Source organism: Sphingomonas aerolata (assembly GCF_023935825.1).
In the GTDB taxonomy this organism is placed as follows: domain Bacteria; phylum Pseudomonadota; class Alphaproteobacteria; order Sphingomonadales; family Sphingomonadaceae; genus Sphingomonas; species Sphingomonas aerolata.
This window is the reverse complement of sequence record NZ_CP098762.1, coordinates 3,803,550-3,818,044: the sequence shown is the minus strand read 5'-3', so window position 1 is coordinate 3,818,044 and position 14,495 is coordinate 3,803,550. Positions and strand designations below refer to the sequence as shown.

The following is a 14,495-nucleotide window of genomic DNA, read 5'->3' as shown; positions in this document are numbered from 1 at the left end:
GAGGTGTCGACCTTACCGCGCAGCGGCCCTCCAATAACCCGCTGGTGAGGATCGGGGCGGCTGCGCCGCGTACAACATCTCCGCGCCTCCGCGCCTCCGCGCGAACAAAAATCAGTGGTTGAGGCGAAGCCGCAACGCCACCGATTTTGCGTGGGCCGGCAAACCCTCGGCGTTGGCGAGTGCGACGGTCGCGGGGCCGAGTTCACGCAAGGCGGCTTCGTCGAGCGCGAGGAAGCTGGTGCGCTTCATGAAGTCGAGCACCGACAAGCCGGATGCGAATCGCGCGCGGCGGCCGGTGGGCAGGACGTGGTTCGGGCCGGCGACGTAATCGCCGATCGCCTCGGGGGTGTAGCGGCCGAGGAACACCGAGCCTGCGTGGCGGACGTGGTCGAAAAAGCCCTGCGGGTCGGGGATGGCGAGCTGGAGGTGCTCGGCGGCGAGCCGGTCGACCAGCGGGATCGCGTCCGCCAGCGTGTCGACGACGATGATCGCGCCGTTCGCATCCCAGGCGACGCGCGCGACCGCCTCGGTGGCGAGCGCGCTGAGCTGGCGGTCGACCGCGTCGGCGACCTTGTCGGCGAACGCCGCGTCGTCGGTGAACAGGATCGACTGCGTCGTGGTGTCGTGCTCGGCCTGGCTGAGCAGGTCGGCGGCGGTCCATTCGGGGTCGTTGAGCGCATCCGCGACGACGACGATTTCGGAGGGCCCTGCGACCATGTCGATGCCGACGACGCCGTAAACCTGGCGCTTGGCCTCGGCGACCCACGCGTTGCCGGGGCCGGTGATGACGTCGACGGGCGCGATCCGGCCGGCGCCGTAAGCGAGCGCGGCGACGGCCTGCGCACCACCGACACGCCAGACCTCGTCGACGCCCGCGAGATGCGCGGCGGCGAGGACGAGCGGGTTGATCTGGCCGTCGGGGGTCGGCGTGACCATCGCGAGACGACCGACGCCTGCCACCTTGGCGGGGATCGCGTTCATCAGCAGCGACGAGGGATAGGCGGCGCGGCCCCCGGGGACGTAGATGCCCGCAGCGTCGACCGGCAGCCAGCGTGCGCCGAGCCGGACACCCGCCGAGTCGACCGAGTCGCTGTCGGTCGGGCGCTGTTTCTCGTGATAGGCGCGGATCCGCGTCGCGGCGAGTTCGAGCGCGGTGCGCAGCTCGGGCTCGAGCGCGTCGAACGCGGCCTTGCAGTCGGCGGCGTCGATCTGCCAGCCGGTCGTCTCGAGGTCGTGGCGGTCGTGCTTCTGCGTCAGGTCGCGCAGCGCGGTCTCGCCGTCGCGGCGGACGGACGCGATGATCGCGGCGACGTCCTGCGTGACGCCGGCGTCCGATTCGCGGCGGTCCTCGACGAGCGCCGTGAAGCGGTCGGCGAAGTCGGCGTCGGTGGTGGAAAGGCGGATCATGCGGCCTGCTCCTGCTCGACGGCACGGCGGAACGCCTCGACCAGCGGCACCACGCGTGCGCGCGTCTTCATCGCGGCGCGGTTGACGACCAGGCGGCTGGTGACGTCCATGATCCGCTCGACCTCGACCAGGCCGTTTTCCTTGAGCGTGCGGCCCGACGAGACGAGGTCGACGATGCGCGGCGCGAGGCCGAGCGTCGGGGCGAGCTCCATCGCGCCGTTCAGCTTCACGCATTCGGCCTGGACGCCGCGGGCGGCGAAATGCGCGGCGGTGACGTGCGGATATTTGGTCGCGACGCGGACATGGCTCCACCCGCGCGGATCGTCCTTGGCCGCCATTGCGGTCGGCTCGGCGACCGACAGGCGACAATGGCCGATGCCGAGATCGACCGGGGCATAGAGTTCGGAATAGCCGAATTCGGCGATCACGTCCGAGCCGACGATGCCGAGCTGCGCCGCGCCGTGCGCGACGAAGGTCGCGACATCGAACGCGCGGACGCGGATCAGCGAGATGTCGGGGTCGTTGGTCGCGAAGCGGAGCGCGCGGCTGTCCTCGTCCGAAAACGCCGCTTCGGGATGGATGCCGGCGCGGGCGAGCAGCGGCAAAGCCTCGGCTAGGATACGTCCCTTCGGGACGGCGATGATGATCTGGGAGTCTGGCACGCGCCGGGCTTTACGATCGGGCTGGGGAGGGTGCAACCGGATCGCCCCGATCGCCACAACAATACGGCCCGGGATCGCTCCCGGGCCGTCGTGGCGCCTTAGTAGAAGAAGCCGTTGTTGACCTGTGCGACGCGACCGTTGCGCGTGTCGACCAGGACGACGTCGCGGCCATAGCGGACCCAGCGCTGATAGCCGAAGCCTGGGCGGGGCAGGCGATAGGTCTGGTAGTCGTTGATCCAGTAGTTGCGGCCATAATATTGCGGCGCGAACCGGTGGCCGACGTTGATCGGGCGATAACGATAGCCGCGCGGGCCGACATAGGCCGGACGACGATAGACGTTGGCGTGGCTGCGGCGATAGTCGCGCCAGTCCTCGCGGCGCTCCTGACGGTCTTCGCGCAACTCGCGGCGGGCATCGCGGACGTCGCCGCGGTCGCCGAAACGGCGCGCCTGCTGAAGTTCGCGCTGGCTCTGACGCACTTCACGGTCGCTGCGGCGGACTTCGCCATAGCTCTGCGCGGTGGCGAACGTGGGAACCAAGGTGGCGGCGGCTACGGCCGCGAGGATCAACTTACGCATGACTGCTCTCCTGTCTTCGTCGCCGTATCAAACGGCATGACAGGAGATTTGCTCCCCGGCCGCTGAACGGTTTCAGAATGCGGTGGTCAGGATTCAGACAGGTGGCATCTACGCCTTCCACCACTTTCGTCAGGATGACGAGGAGTGGGCGGTCAGATCCCCCAGCGGCGCATCGCGGCGATCACCGCGTCGGGTTTTTCCCAGGGGACGAAATGGCCCGCATCGACCTTCTCGATCGTCAGCTCGGGGACATAGTCGGCGAGGTCGAGCTGGCTTGGCAGCAGCGCGGTGTCGCGCATGCCCCAGATCACCAGCACCGGCATCTTCATCGGCGGGAAGGGCGCGTCGAGAAAGGCGGGGCGGGGCGGGGTCTCGTCCATCGCGGGGACGACGATCGCGCTGGCGCGGTACCAGTTGAGCATCGCGGTCATCGCGCCGGGCTGCGACCATTCGTCGAGATAGGCGGCCTTGTCCTTGCCCGCGATCGCCTGCGTCACGTGATGCGCGAAGGTCGAGCCGAGGAATTTCTCGAGGCCCGTGCCGGTGAGGCCCTGGTCGATACTCGTGTCGCGGAACCGGCGGATATACTGGCTCGCCTTGCGCTGTTCGGGGTCGTCGAAGATCGTCCGCTGGAAGACGAGCGGGTGGGGCGCGTTGACGATCACCAGCCGTTCGATCCGGTCGGGATGCTGGAGCGCGGCCATCCAGGCGACCGCGCCGCCCCAGTCATGCCCGACCAGCGTGAAGCGGTCGATCTTGAGCTGATCGGCGAGCGCGAGCAGGTCGGCGACGATCTTGTCGGGGGTGTAATTGGCGACGCCCTCGGGCTTCGACGAGCGCGCATAGCCGCGCTGGTCGGGGGCGATGACATAATGGTCGCGCGCGAGGTCGGGGGCGATGTGGCGCCAGGTGCGGTGCGATTCGGGAAAGCCGTGGAGGAGGATGACGGGCGGATGCGCCGGATCGCCGCTGATCGCGACGTCGAGGTCGACGCCGGTGGAAAGTCGGAGGCTCTGCAGCTCGGTCATGTCTCTCTCCCGCGTGGTGCCCCGGATCTGGCCGGGGGTCGATATGGTCTGCACCGATAGGGGGAGTGTGCGGTACCGCGCAGGGCGGGACAAGGGCCGGATCCATTTTGCGATCCTCCCCCTGGCGGGGGAGGATTTACCTGAGGGTCAGGGGTAGCTGACCGTCTTGGGTATCGCGGGTATCTCGATCCGTTCCTTCTCATCGCCCGGGACCTGCGGGAAATTGCCCGCATTCCAGTCGCGTTTCGCCTGTTCGATCCGGTCGCGGTTCGAGCTGACGAAGTTCCACCAGACGTGGCGCGGCGTCGTGAACGCATCGCCGCCGCACAGCATCGCCCGCCCGCCGCTCGCCGATCGCAGCGTCGCCGCGATGCCGGGGCGCAGGACGTAGAGCACCTGCGGCTCGAGCGGCACGCCCTCCAGCGTCGCCTCGCCCATGGCGAGATAGACCGCGCGCTCCTCCGCCGCCGCGTCGATCGGCACGCTCGCACCCGGGTCGAGCGCGATGTCGGCGTAGATCGTGCCCGAATAGGTCGTGGTCGGCGCGCTCTGGCCCCAGAGACTCCCCATGATGATCCGCGAGCGCGCGCCATGCGCCTCGATCACCGGCAGCTGCGCCTTGGTGACGTGTTCGAACGCGGGATCGATCTCCTCGACCGCCTCGGGCAGCGCCAGCCAGGTCTGGATACCCGACAGGTTCGGCCCGCCGGCGCGCTCGTCACCGGGCGAGCGTTCGGAATGGACGATGCCGTGACCCGCGGTCATCAGATTGACCGCGCCGGGCTCGATCCGTGCCTTCGTGCCGAGCGAGTCGCGGTGGTCGATCGCGCCGTCGAACAGATAGGTGACGGTCGACAGGTTAATGTGCGGATGCGGGCGCACGTCGATGCCCGTACCGACCTCGAGATGCGCGGGGCCCATCTGGTCGAAGAACAGGAACGGGCCGACCATCGTCCGGTCCTTGTTCGGCAAGGTGCGGTGGACCTTGAAGCCGCCCAGATCATGCGTCGAGGGCAGGATGGTCTGGAGGACGAAATCATCCAGCATGGCGTGTCTCCGTGGCGTCGAGGAGTTCGACGAGGTCCGCTGGATAGAGGACTTCGTCATGCCCCGCGATGTCGTTTCGGGAAAACCAGCGGTGACCGACGAGCAGCTTGCGCTCCTGATCGGTGAGCCCGCCCGCCGCCACGTCGCACGTATCGACGTCGACGCGGAAATAGCGTTCGTCGGCGGTCACCTCGACGCCCTCGAAGGTGCGGAAGTCGACGACGCGGCGCGCGACCTCGGGGCCGCAATCCATGTCGAGCCCGACCTCTTCCCAAAGCTCGCGACGGGCGGCGGCGGCGTAGCTTTCTCCCGGATCGACCGCACCGCCCGGCGTGCACCAGAGCGGCGGGCGATCGTCGGGGGTGAAGCGGAACATCAGCACGCGGTCCTGCGCGTCGACGAGCAGGATGCGCGCGGCGGGGCGCGGGGTTCTCACGCGGCGTCGAGTTCGGGATAGTGGCGGAAGATGCCGTCGGTGTTGAACGCGATCCGCCGGTCGCTGTTCAGATAGGCCCTGATCGCGGGGATCTCGGCGACCTGGTCGCGGATGCGGGTCAGGTTGGGATAATCGGGTTCGAGCGTGCGCATCCGCTGCGGGAACATGTAGCGCAGCCCCTCGACGATCTGGAACAGCGAGGTGTCGGCATAGGTCCAGCGGTGGTCGATCAGCCATTCGCCCGGATTGGCCTGTGCCGCATCGTCGAAGTGACCGAGGAATTTGGGGAGCCGCTCCTCGCGGAACTGCTTCGCGGCGCGCGCGGCCTCGGGCTTCTGGTCGGCGTAATAGTCCATCATCGCGACCGGGTGGTGGACGTTGTGCACCTCCGCGACGAGATCGGCGAACGTCAGCTGGAGCTGGTTGAGCCACAGCCGATCGGCCATGTTCGACGGCGCGAGGTCGTGGCGTTCGCCCAGATACATCAGGATGTTGGCGACCTGTGCGATCACCAGACCATTGAGTTCGAGATAGGGCGGCGCGAAGGGCGTGCGGCCGGTGCGGTCGTTCAGATCGGCCATCAGCGCCTCGGCACCGCGATCGTGCGCCGCATCCGTATAGGGAATCTCGCCGCCTTCGAGCGCAAGCCGGACGAATTCGCCGCGGCCCTGAAGGCCGGGCCAGTACCAGAGCGTATAGGCCATCATGCCTCTCCGGGCGCACGCGCCTTTATCGCGAGCGCGTGGATCTGTGTGCTGAGCAGTTCGGCGAGCGCGTGGTTCACGAGGCGCTGCCGGGCGACGCGGTTAAGCCCTTGGAACGCCGGTGCTTCCACCTCGACACGAAAATGCGTCTCGCCGGTGCCGTCGTCCCCCATATGTCCGGCATGCAGCGCGCTCTCGTTGACGACGGTCAGATGGGTCGGGGCGAGCGCGGCGGTGAGGCGCGCGGTGATCTGGTCCTGTACGGAGCCGGTGGCGAGGTCTGTCATCCGACCTATATAGCCCGTTTTGGATAGACGGGGAGCCGGTGACGCAAGACGCGAGAAAAGAGCGCAAGGACCGGCCCAGCCCCCGTTTCCACGGGCGCGTGGAGGGCAGCGGGCGTGTGTGCATGTGGCCGGGCTGTGCCGAACCCGGCGAATTCCGCGCGCCGCCGCTCGAGGGGCCGAGCGATGGCGGGCCGCCGCAGTTCCGCTGGTTCTGCCTCGAGCATGTCCGCGCGTTCAACGCAGGCTATAATTATTTCGACGGGATGACCGCGGACGAGATCCACCATGCGCAGCGGCCGATGGCGGGATGGGAACGCGAGACGCGGGCCTTTGCGCATGGCGGCGGCGACACGCCGCCCAAATGGGCAGACTTTGCTGACCCAATCGACGCGATCGGCGCGCGGTTCGGCGAGCGGATGGCGGCTGCGCGCAAGGATGGTCGCGTGCTGTCCGATGGCGAGCGGCGGTCGCTGCGCGTGCTGGGGCTGGGGACGGACACCGACCGCACCGCGTTGCGCAAACGCTATAGCGAACTGGTGCGGCGCTATCATCCCGATCGCAACGGCGGGGACCGGGCGCATGAATCGGAGCTGCAGAAGGTCATCGCCGCCTATCAGCATCTGAAGGGTGCCGCGGCGTTCGCCTGACGGGTCAGGAGGCGGGGAAGCTTGCCCCCTCCTTGGTGCCATGCGCCGTCTCGCGGTCATAGGCGACATGATAGGCGTCGAGCCCGGCCAGTGCTGCCCGTGCGGCAGCGTCCGCGGTCCGGCAGGTTGCCCGCCGGATCGCGGCCAGGATATCGCCGCGGTGGCGGTAGGTGTAGCGGACATGCCCCGCCTCGTGCCGGGCGAGCGCCGCGACGTAGCGGTCCCAATCCGCGCGCTCCGCGGCGGTCAGCCGGGCGGTCGCGGCGAGTTGCGGCATGCGCACCGTTGCCTTGTATCGGATCGTCGTCGCCGCAAGATCGCAGCCGCCGTGTCTGGTTCGCGGCCAGGACCAGCGCAGGTCCCAGCTGCTCAGCGCATCGACCCGGCGGCCGTCATGCGCATCGGTCGGTCGGGCGGCGTCGATCGCCCGGCGGACCGCCATCGCATCGCCGCCATCGACCGGGTAATAGTCGATCGTCACGTCCGGTATTCCGGCAAACGCGGCGTTAGCCTGCGCGCTCGACTGGCTGGTGAGCCCCGCGATCGCGAGCAGCGCGACGAGGGGCCGGATCGGCAGGGCGTGGTCACGCATCGGCCCAGCGACGGAGCAGATTGTGATAGACGCCGGTCAGTCGGATCGTCGCCGGGTCGGCCATCCCTTGCGCCGCGGCGACCGCCTGTACGCCCTGATCGAGATCGAACAGGATGCGGCGCGCGCCGTCGTCGCGGACCATCGACTGCAGCCAGAAGAACGAGGCGGTCCGCACGCCGCGCGTCACCGGCGTCACCCGGTGCAGGCTGGAGGCGGGATAGACCACCATGTGCCCGGCGGGCAGCTTGACCGATTGCGGGCCGAACTGATCCTCGATCACCAGTTCGCCGCCGTCATAGTCGGCGGGGTCTTCGAGAAAGAGCGTTGCCGACAGGTCGCTGCGGATCCGGAAATCGCTGCCGCGGCGGATACGGATCGCGGTGTCGACGTGCAGCCCGAAATCCTGCCCGCCGGCATAGCGGTTGAACAGCGGCGGGAAGACCTTCAGCGGCAGCGCGGCGGCGATGAACAGCGCCGACTGCCCCAGCGCGTCGAGGATCATGCCGCCGGCGTCCCTCGCCGCGGCGGACTCCTCGGGCAATTGCTCGTTGCGCTTGGCGAGCGCGCTTTGCGTGCCCGAGGTCGCGTTGCCGTCGACCCACTCGGCCGCGTCGATCAGCGTACGGACCCGCGCGACGCCGGCGGAATCGAGCACGTCCGGAATCGCGATCAGCACTGTGCGCCCTCCCGCAACGCCGCGACGCCGCGCGTGCGGAACGCCGCGATGTCGCTGGCCGCGAGAAACGCCTGCGCCTTCGTCACGAACGCGGCGTTGCCCCGCGCGCCGGCCTGTTCGAGCCAGCCGAGCGCGGCGTCGATCTCGCCCGCCGCACCGAGCATCCGCGCATGGTTGAAACAGCCGCGGAAATCGCCGCCCTCTGCCGCACTCGCATAGCAGGCCGCGGCACGCGCGAGGTCGCGGGGGCAGGCCCAGCCATCCTCGGCGAAGCTGCCGACGAAGTTGATCGCCTTCGCGCTTGCAAGCCCTGTGTTCATCGCGGCAACCTTCTCCAGCAGGGCGAGCGCGGCCGGCCTGTCCTCGGGCACGCCGTCGCCCAGCGCCAGCAGCGTCGCGTAATTGTACATCGCCCAGTCGAGCCCGCGCGCAGCCGCGACCCGGTAGCATTCGGCCGCGCGCGCCTTGTCGACCGGCGTGCCCCAGCCGAGATCGTAGCAGCGCCCGACCATGTTGAGCGCCATCACGTGATGCTGCGCCGCCGCCCTGATGAACCAGGCCAGGGCAGCAGCCGGATCGGCCGCGACGCCGGTCCCGTCGAGCAGCATCTGCCCGTAGACCGCCTGTGCCTCCGCCACGCCGGCGTCTGCCGCCTCGCGCACGAACGCCGCGCGCTCTTCCGGACTACCGGAGAGGCGCGCGGCGATGGCGTCGGGCGAAAGTGTGTCTAGCGCCGTCACTCTGGCCCTCAGAACCGCAGGTTGACCGTGCCGAACACCGTACGGCCCGCAGCGAGCGTGGCATAGTGGCTGGCATAGGTCTGCGAGAAATAGGTCTTGTTGGTCAGGTTCTGCGCGTTGACGCTGAGGTCGATCATGTCGGTCAGCTTGTAGCTGGCCCGTGCATCGAACCGCCAGTAACCGGGCGTGCTGCGGGTGAGGACCTTGGTCGCGGGGGTTACGGTGACGACGCCCGCCGCAGTCTGTCGCGCGCTGCGATTGTCCGCATAGCCGCCGATCTGTTCGTCCATGTACAGCGCGGTGCCGCCGATCTGCAGCCGCTTCGTCACGTCGACACTGGTCGTCGCGGTGAAGCTGTTCTTCGCAGTCTGCGGCACCTGCTTGCCGGTGTTGACCGACACGACGCCGGTGGTCCGCGCAGGCTGGACGACGGTCGTCACCCCGTTCGCGGTCGTCGTGATCGCGGGGGCGGTCAGCGTCGTGAAGCCGCCGTCGATGATCTTCGGGTCGAGATGCGTGAACCCGCCGAACACCGTCCAGCCGGGCAGGATCGTCCCGCTGACGTTGAACTCGAACCCGCGGATCCGTGTCTCGCCGATGAACGATGCGGTGTTCGTGTCGTCGAGCACGCGCGCGTTGGAAATCTCCGTCTGGAACACCGCCGCGCCGAGCTGGAGCTTCTCGCCGAACAGGCTGGCCTTGGCGCCGACCTCGTACGACTTGGTCTTTTGCGGCTTCAACAGCCCGAGCACTGCGGCGGTGATCGCGTTATCCTCGCGGCCTTCGCCGAGCAGGCTGTTGGGCGGCGTCGCGGCGGTCGCGTAGCTCGCATAGAGGCTGGTCTCGGGGGTCGGCTTGAAGACGAGCCCTGCCTGCCAGTTGAAGAGGTTGTCGACGCGCGTGAGCTTCGTCTGCGTTGCGCCCGGCAGCGTGATCGTCGATTCGAACCGGTCGTAGCGCGCGCCGAGGTTGAGGATCAGCGCCGGGATCAGCGTGATCGAATCGAACGCGTAGACCGCCTTGGTATTCGCGTCGTTCTGCGTTTCCGTGGACAGCGCGCCCCGTGCGATCGGGGTCTGCGTCGTCGACGTGTCGCTCGCGTAATTGACCCAGGGCGCATAGGGATCCGGATTGAACAGGCTGACGCAATAGGAGCGCGCGATCGTCGCCGTGTTGCAGCGTGGCGAGATCGTCGAGCCGTTGGCCGACACGAACGTGCCGCGCCGCGTCTTTTCCCACGAAAGCTCGGTGCCGAGCGAGAAGCTGTGCTCGATACCGCCGGTATTGAATTTGCCGTACAGGTCGGTCTGGTCGACGATGCTCTCGCTATAGCCGTAGCGCGTGTTGCCGCGCGTCCAGACATAGCCGCCATTGGTCACGTTAGCGCCCGTATTGGTCGCGGTGGTGCCATAGACATTGCCCTGGCTGTCGTCGGGGAGGGTGAAGATGAAGCTTTGCGTGCTGTGCGTGTAGCGTGCGGTGTTGCGCAGCGTGATGCCGCCGAAATCATGCTCGACGCGGATCGTCGCCTGGTTGGTGTCGGCGTCGCGGAAGTCGCGCGCGGCCAGCCCGTAGAAGTTTTTCCGGGAGACAAAGCCGGTCTGCCCGCCCGCGGTCGTCACGGTACCGAGCGCGGGCCGTGTCGTGACGCTGCCGGTGCCGGGGTGATTGTTGATCGTGTAGAGATAGGGGATGCCGCTGTCGGGCAGTTCGCTGCTTTCCATGTGATAGAAGCTCGCGGTCAGCCGGGTCGGCGTGCCGAGCCCGATCGCGACGGAGGGCGCCACGCCCCAGCGCTTCTGCCAGATCGCATCGCGACCCGCGACATCCTGGTCGTGCCACATGCCCTGGACCCGGAACGCCGCGGTGTCGGAGATCTTGAGGTTCAGGTCGCCGGTGACCCGCTTATAGTCCGCCTCGCCATAGCTGCCGCTGAGCGATCCGAACGTGTCGAGCACGGGCAGGCGCGACAGGATGTTGATCGTGCCGCCCGCCGAGCCGCGGCCGCCGAGCGTCGAATCGGACCCGCGGACGATCTGGACCGATTCGACCGCGAACACCTCACGCGTCTGCGAGGCGAGGTCGCGGACACCGTCGACGAAGATGCTGCCCTGGCTGTCGAACCCGCGGATGAAGGGGCGGTCGCCGATCGGATTGCCGCCCTCCGCGGCGCCGAAGGTGATGCCGGGCACGGTGCGCAGCGCATCCGCAAGGCTGTTCGATCCGGTCTGTTCGATCACCTCCTTGGGCAGGACGATGATCGAGCGCGGGGTATCGACCAGCGGCGCGACCTGTTTCGGGCCGGCATCGCGTTCGCGGTGGCCGTTGACCAGGATCTCGTCACGGTGCTGCACGTCGGCCGTATCCATCGGGGTGGCCTTGGGCGTCGCCGTCGTCCGGTCGGCATCGGCGGCGAGCGCCGGCGCGGTCGTGAAGGCACCGATGCAGGACAGGGCCAGGAAGGCGGGCATCGTGGCAGGACGCGGCGCGACGCCCCGCGGCGAAACAGTCGACATAGTGAAACCCCTTTTGCTCTTGGAGTATCGCTATTGAGAGTCGTTCGCACTGTCAATGCTAATGCGACTGGTTCTCAAGTCGACTCGTCGAACAACCAGCTCCGCAAGGCGCTGGCGAGGTTCGGGGGTGCGTCCGCGACGATGCGCAGCGCGTCGATCTCGGCTACCAGCGCGGACAGCGGCAGGCCGAGCCGGACCGCCTCGCGCTCCAGCGCCTGCCAGAAGATCGGTTCGAGGCTGATCGACGTCTGGTGACCGGCTATCGTGATCGACCGCTTCACGGGGCCTGCAAACCCGCCGCGCGGGGGGGCGATCACGCGCGCGGTGGCCGAATGGCCGTCACTCGGTGTCGAAGAGCGATGCGAGCTGTTCGATGATCGTCCCGCCGAGCTGTTCGACGTCCATGATCGTGACCGCGCGTGCATAATAGCGCGTCACGTCGTGGCCGATGCCGATCGCGACGAGCTCGACCGGCGACCTGGTCTCGATCCAGCCGATCACCTGACGCAGATGGCGTTCGAGATAGGATCCCGAATTCACGCTGAGCGTCGAATCATCGACCGGCGCGCCGTCGCTGATCACCATCAGGATGCGGCGTTCCTCGGGCCGTGCGACGAGCCGGGCATGCGCCCACATCAGCGCCTCGCCGTCGATATTCTCCTTCAGCAACCCCTCGCGCATCATCAGCCCGAGCGAGTTGCGGGCGCGCCGCCACGGTTCGTCGGCACGCTTGTAGACGATGTGGCGGATGTCGTTGAGACGGCCGGGCTGGGGCGGGCGACCCGCCGCGAGCCAGGTCTCGCGCGACTGGCCGCCCTTCCAGGCGCGCGTGGTGAAGCCGAGGATCTCGGTCTTCACGCCGCAGCGTTCGAGCGTGCGCGCGAGGATGTCCGCGCTGATCGCCGCGATCGAGATCGGGCGTCCGCGCATCGACCCCGAATTGTCGATCAGCAAAGTGACGACGGTGTCGCGGAAATCGGTCTCGCGCTCGGCCTTGTAGCTGAGCGACAGCGTGGGGTTGACGATCACGCGGGCGAGGCGCGCCGCGTCGAGGATACCTTCCTCCTGATCGAAATCCCAGGACCGCGACTGCTGCGCCATCAGCCGGCGTTGCAGGCGGTTGGCGAGTTTCGAGACCGCGGATTGCAGATGGACGAGCTGCTGGTCGAGATAGCCGCGCAGTCGTGCCAGTTCCTCGGCATCGCACAGCTCGGTCGCGGCGATCACCTCGTCGAACTGCGTCGTCCACGGCTTGTAGTCGAACGCGGTGCCCATGTCCGCCATCGGCCGGTTGGGACGGACGGGCTGCATGCCCTCCTCGCCGTCATCGCCGGGCTCGCCGTCGATGTCGTCCATCGACTCGTCGCTCTGCTCTTGGCCGTCGCTTTCCTCGTTCTGCTGCTCGGACTGTTCGCCGCGCGCCTCGACTTCGCCCTGGCCGTCCTCGCCCTGGTCGTCGCCTTCGTCGCCCTCGTCCTGCTGCTGCTCGTCGGTGCCCTCATCCTCGGAGCCGCCCTCTTCGCTCTCCTCGGGGACCTGGTCCGCCTGGACGAGCTCGAGCTCGGCGAGCATCTTGCGCGCCAGGCCCTGGAACGTCTTCTGGTCGTCGATCGCATAGGCCAGCGCGTCGAGATCGGTCTTCTGCTCGATCCACTCACGCACCAGCGCGAGACCGGGTGCAGCAACCGCGGGCGATTCCTGCCCGGTGAGCCGCTCGCGCACCATCAGCCCGAGCGCGGTCGACAACGGCACCTCGTCGCGGTTGCGCGCGCGCGTGATCGGGTCGGCGCGCAGCCGGACGTCGAGCGCCATGGCGAGGTTGTCGCTGATCCCGGCATAGCCGCGCGACCCCAGCGCCTCGACGCGCGCGGTCTCGACCGCGTCGAACACCGCACGCGCGACCGCCTCGACCGGCGCGGCACGGTTATGCAGCGCAATGTCGTGATGCTTCAGCTGAAGCGCGAAGCCGTCAGCGAACCCGCGCGCTTCCGCGACCTGTTCGGGGGGCAGCGCGCGCGCGGGCATCGGCACCTTGATGTGCTTGCCCGACTGCGCCGGCGCGTCCGCGGTGAAGGCGAGCTCGACCTCGGGCTCCTCCGCGATCGCGCGCGCGGTGCCGGCGAGAACCGCCTTGAACCGGTCGAGGGGCGTTTCGTTCGCCAAGGCCTCAGGCCTTGCCCATCACGCTCTCGGGCAGGTCCTTGCCGAACACGCGCTGGTAATATTCCGCGACCAGCGACCGTTCTGCCTCGTCGCACTTGTTGAGGAACGACAGGCGGAACGCGAAGCCGACGTCGCCGAAGATCAGCGCGTTCTGCGCCCAGGTGATCACGGTACGCGGGCTCATCACGGTCGAGATGTCGCCGTTGACGAAGCCCTTGCGGGTCATGTCGGCGACGCGGACCATGTTCTCGACGACCTTCTTGCCATCGGGCTTGTCATATTCGCCCGACTTGGCGAGCACGATCTGCGCCTCGACCTTGGCGGGGAGGTAGTTGAGCGTGACGACGATGTTCCAGCGGTCCATCTGACCCTGGTTGATCTGCTGCGTGCCGTGATACAGCCCGCTGGTGTCGCCGAGGCCGACCGTGTTGGCGGTCGCGAACAGGCGGAACCAGGGGTTCGGGCGGATCACGCGGTTCTGGTCGAGCAGCGTCAGCTTGCCCTCGGTCTCGAGCACGCGCTGGATCACGAACATCACGTCGGGACGCCCTGCGTCATATTCGTCGAACACGAGCGCGGTCGGGGTCTGCAGCGCCCAGGGGAGCAGGCCCTCGCGGAACTCGGTGATCTGCTGACCGTCCTTCAGGACGATCGCGTCGCGGCCGATCAGGTCGATGCGGCTGATATGCGCATCGAGGTTGATCCGGATGCACGGCCATTTCAGGCGCGCCGCGACCTGTTCGATATGCGTCGACTTGCCGGTGCCGTGATAGCCCTGGACCATCACGCGGCGATTATGCGCAAAGCCCGCGAGGACCGCGAGCGTGGTGTCCGCGTCGAAGACATAGGCGGGGTCGAGATCGGGGACGCGCTCGTCCGCCTCGGAGAAGGCGGGCACCTCCATGTCGGAATCGATCCCGAACATCTCGCGCACCTTCACCATGCGGTCGGGGGCGTCGAGAATCGTCGTCTCGCGGCTGTCGGGTTGGGTATTGGGGATATCGGTCATGCT

The 14,495-nt window shown here is 68.0% G+C and carries 16 protein-coding genes; 1 reads left to right on the top strand and 15 read right to left on the bottom strand.

The window, feature by feature from the left end:
• Positions 1-111 precede the first annotated feature (111 nt).
• From hisD to NEF64_RS17450, 8 genes are all read right to left on the bottom strand, one after another.
• Entirely contained in the window at positions 112-1,407 is a 1,296-nt protein-coding gene (gene hisD, locus NEF64_RS17485) for a histidinol dehydrogenase (RefSeq protein WP_056408946.1), read from the bottom strand.
• Positions 1,404-2,069 carry an ATP phosphoribosyltransferase gene (hisG, locus tag NEF64_RS17480; protein ID WP_037530845.1) on the bottom strand — a complete coding sequence of 222 codons (666 nt, stop codon included), beginning with the start codon at positions 2,067-2,069 and terminating at the stop codon, positions 1,404-1,406. The genes hisD and hisG overlap by 4 nt, the downstream gene beginning before the upstream one ends.
• A gap of 98 nt (positions 2,070-2,167) precedes the next feature.
• Entirely contained in the window at positions 2,168-2,647 is a 480-nt protein-coding gene (locus NEF64_RS17475; RefSeq protein ID WP_037530847.1) for an RcnB family protein, read from the bottom strand.
• Between the two features lie 152 nt (positions 2,648-2,799).
• Entirely contained in the window at positions 2,800-3,675 is an 876-nt protein-coding gene (locus NEF64_RS17470) for an alpha/beta fold hydrolase (protein ID WP_056408948.1), read from the bottom strand.
• A 147-nt stretch (positions 3,676-3,822) separates the two neighbouring features.
• Positions 3,823-4,722 carry a pirin family protein gene (locus NEF64_RS17465; protein ID WP_037530851.1) on the bottom strand — a complete coding sequence of 300 codons (900 nt, stop codon included), beginning with the start codon at positions 4,720-4,722 and terminating at the stop codon, positions 3,823-3,825.
• The gene (locus NEF64_RS17460; RefSeq protein WP_056408949.1) at positions 4,712-5,158 is read right to left on the bottom strand and encodes an NUDIX hydrolase; all 447 of its coding nucleotides are present in this window, start codon (positions 5,156-5,158) and stop codon (positions 4,712-4,714) included. The genes NEF64_RS17465 and NEF64_RS17460 overlap by 11 nt, the downstream gene beginning before the upstream one ends.
• Positions 5,155-5,862, bottom strand: a complete 708-nt coding sequence (locus tag NEF64_RS17455; RefSeq protein WP_031396500.1) for a glutathione S-transferase — start codon at positions 5,860-5,862, stop codon at positions 5,155-5,157. Before NEF64_RS17455 ends, NEF64_RS17460 begins: the two co-directional genes overlap by 4 nt.
• On the bottom strand, positions 5,862-6,149 hold the full coding sequence (locus tag NEF64_RS17450) for a BolA family protein (RefSeq protein WP_031396501.1): 288 nt from the start codon (positions 6,147-6,149) through the stop codon (positions 5,862-5,864). Before NEF64_RS17450 ends, NEF64_RS17455 begins: the two co-directional genes overlap by 1 nt.
• Positions 6,150-6,271: 122 nt before the next feature.
• Here NEF64_RS17450 and NEF64_RS17445 point away from each other — a divergent pair, with 122 nt between their 5' ends.
• Positions 6,272-6,796: a J domain-containing protein gene (locus NEF64_RS17445; protein ID WP_081877806.1), complete on the top strand. Its 525-nt coding sequence runs from the start codon at positions 6,272-6,274 to the stop codon at positions 6,794-6,796.
• Positions 6,797-6,800: 4 nt separating this feature from the next.
• Here the strand turns inward: NEF64_RS17445 and NEF64_RS17440 are convergent, their stop codons facing one another.
• The 7 genes from NEF64_RS17440 to cobS all read right to left on the bottom strand — a co-directional run bounded on the left by NEF64_RS17440 (position 6,801) and on the right by cobS (position 14,492).
• Complete coding sequence (locus NEF64_RS17440; protein WP_056408951.1) at positions 6,801-7,388, bottom strand: DUF922 domain-containing protein; 588 nt, start codon at positions 7,386-7,388, stop codon at positions 6,801-6,803.
• The gene (locus NEF64_RS17435; RefSeq protein WP_056408953.1) at positions 7,381-8,064 is read right to left on the bottom strand and encodes a Fe2+-dependent dioxygenase; all 684 of its coding nucleotides are present in this window, start codon (positions 8,062-8,064) and stop codon (positions 7,381-7,383) included. The genes NEF64_RS17440 and NEF64_RS17435 overlap by 8 nt, the downstream gene beginning before the upstream one ends.
• On the bottom strand, positions 8,058-8,804 hold the full coding sequence (locus NEF64_RS17430; RefSeq protein WP_056408955.1) for a tetratricopeptide repeat protein: 747 nt from the start codon (positions 8,802-8,804) through the stop codon (positions 8,058-8,060). Before NEF64_RS17430 ends, NEF64_RS17435 begins: the two co-directional genes overlap by 7 nt.
• A gap of 8 nt (positions 8,805-8,812) precedes the next feature.
• The gene (locus NEF64_RS17425) at positions 8,813-11,320 is read right to left on the bottom strand and encodes a TonB-dependent receptor (protein WP_056408957.1); all 2,508 of its coding nucleotides are present in this window, start codon (positions 11,318-11,320) and stop codon (positions 8,813-8,815) included.
• 74 nt (positions 11,321-11,394) lie between these two features.
• Complete coding sequence (locus NEF64_RS17420; RefSeq protein WP_056408960.1) at positions 11,395-11,637, bottom strand: ribbon-helix-helix domain-containing protein; 243 nt, start codon at positions 11,635-11,637, stop codon at positions 11,395-11,397.
• 22 nt (positions 11,638-11,659) lie between these two features.
• Positions 11,660-13,483: a cobaltochelatase subunit CobT gene (cobT, locus tag NEF64_RS17415; protein ID WP_031393923.1), complete on the bottom strand. Its 1,824-nt coding sequence runs from the start codon at positions 13,481-13,483 to the stop codon at positions 11,660-11,662.
• A gap of 4 nt (positions 13,484-13,487) precedes the next feature.
• Positions 13,488-14,492: a cobaltochelatase subunit CobS gene (cobS, locus tag NEF64_RS17410; RefSeq protein WP_031393922.1), complete on the bottom strand. Its 1,005-nt coding sequence runs from the start codon at positions 14,490-14,492 to the stop codon at positions 13,488-13,490.
• Positions 14,493-14,495: the final 3 nt, after the last annotated feature.

What these genes read in the sequence shown, in the direction of transcription:
- hisD (WP_056408946.1), bottom strand. Translation starts at nt 1,407, where the DNA reads ATGATCCGCCTTTCCACCACCGACGCCGACTTCGCCGACCGCTTCACG.
- NEF64_RS17475 (WP_037530847.1), bottom strand. Translation starts at nt 2,647, where the DNA reads ATGCGTAAGTTGATCCTCGCGGCCGTAGCCGCCGCCACCTTGGTTCCC.
- NEF64_RS17470 (WP_056408948.1), bottom strand. Translation starts at nt 3,675, where the DNA reads ATGACCGAGCTGCAGAGCCTCCGACTTTCCACCGGCGTCGACCTCGAC.
- NEF64_RS17465 (WP_037530851.1), bottom strand. Translation starts at nt 4,722, where the DNA reads ATGCTGGATGATTTCGTCCTCCAGACCATCCTGCCCTCGACGCATGAT.
- NEF64_RS17455 (WP_031396500.1), bottom strand. Translation starts at nt 5,862, where the DNA reads ATGGCCTATACGCTCTGGTACTGGCCCGGCCTTCAGGGCCGCGGCGAA.
- NEF64_RS17450 (WP_031396501.1), bottom strand. Translation starts at nt 6,149, where the DNA reads ATGACAGACCTCGCCACCGGCTCCGTACAGGACCAGATCACCGCGCGC.
- NEF64_RS17445 (WP_081877806.1), top strand. Translation starts at nt 6,272, where the DNA reads ATGTGGCCGGGCTGTGCCGAACCCGGCGAATTCCGCGCGCCGCCGCTC.
- NEF64_RS17440 (WP_056408951.1), bottom strand. Translation starts at nt 7,388, where the DNA reads ATGCGTGACCACGCCCTGCCGATCCGGCCCCTCGTCGCGCTGCTCGCG.
- NEF64_RS17425 (WP_056408957.1), bottom strand. Translation starts at nt 11,320, where the DNA reads ATGTCGACTGTTTCGCCGCGGGGCGTCGCGCCGCGTCCTGCCACGATG.
- cobS (WP_031393922.1), bottom strand. Translation starts at nt 14,492, where the DNA reads ATGACCGATATCCCCAATACCCAACCCGACAGCCGCGAGACGACGATT.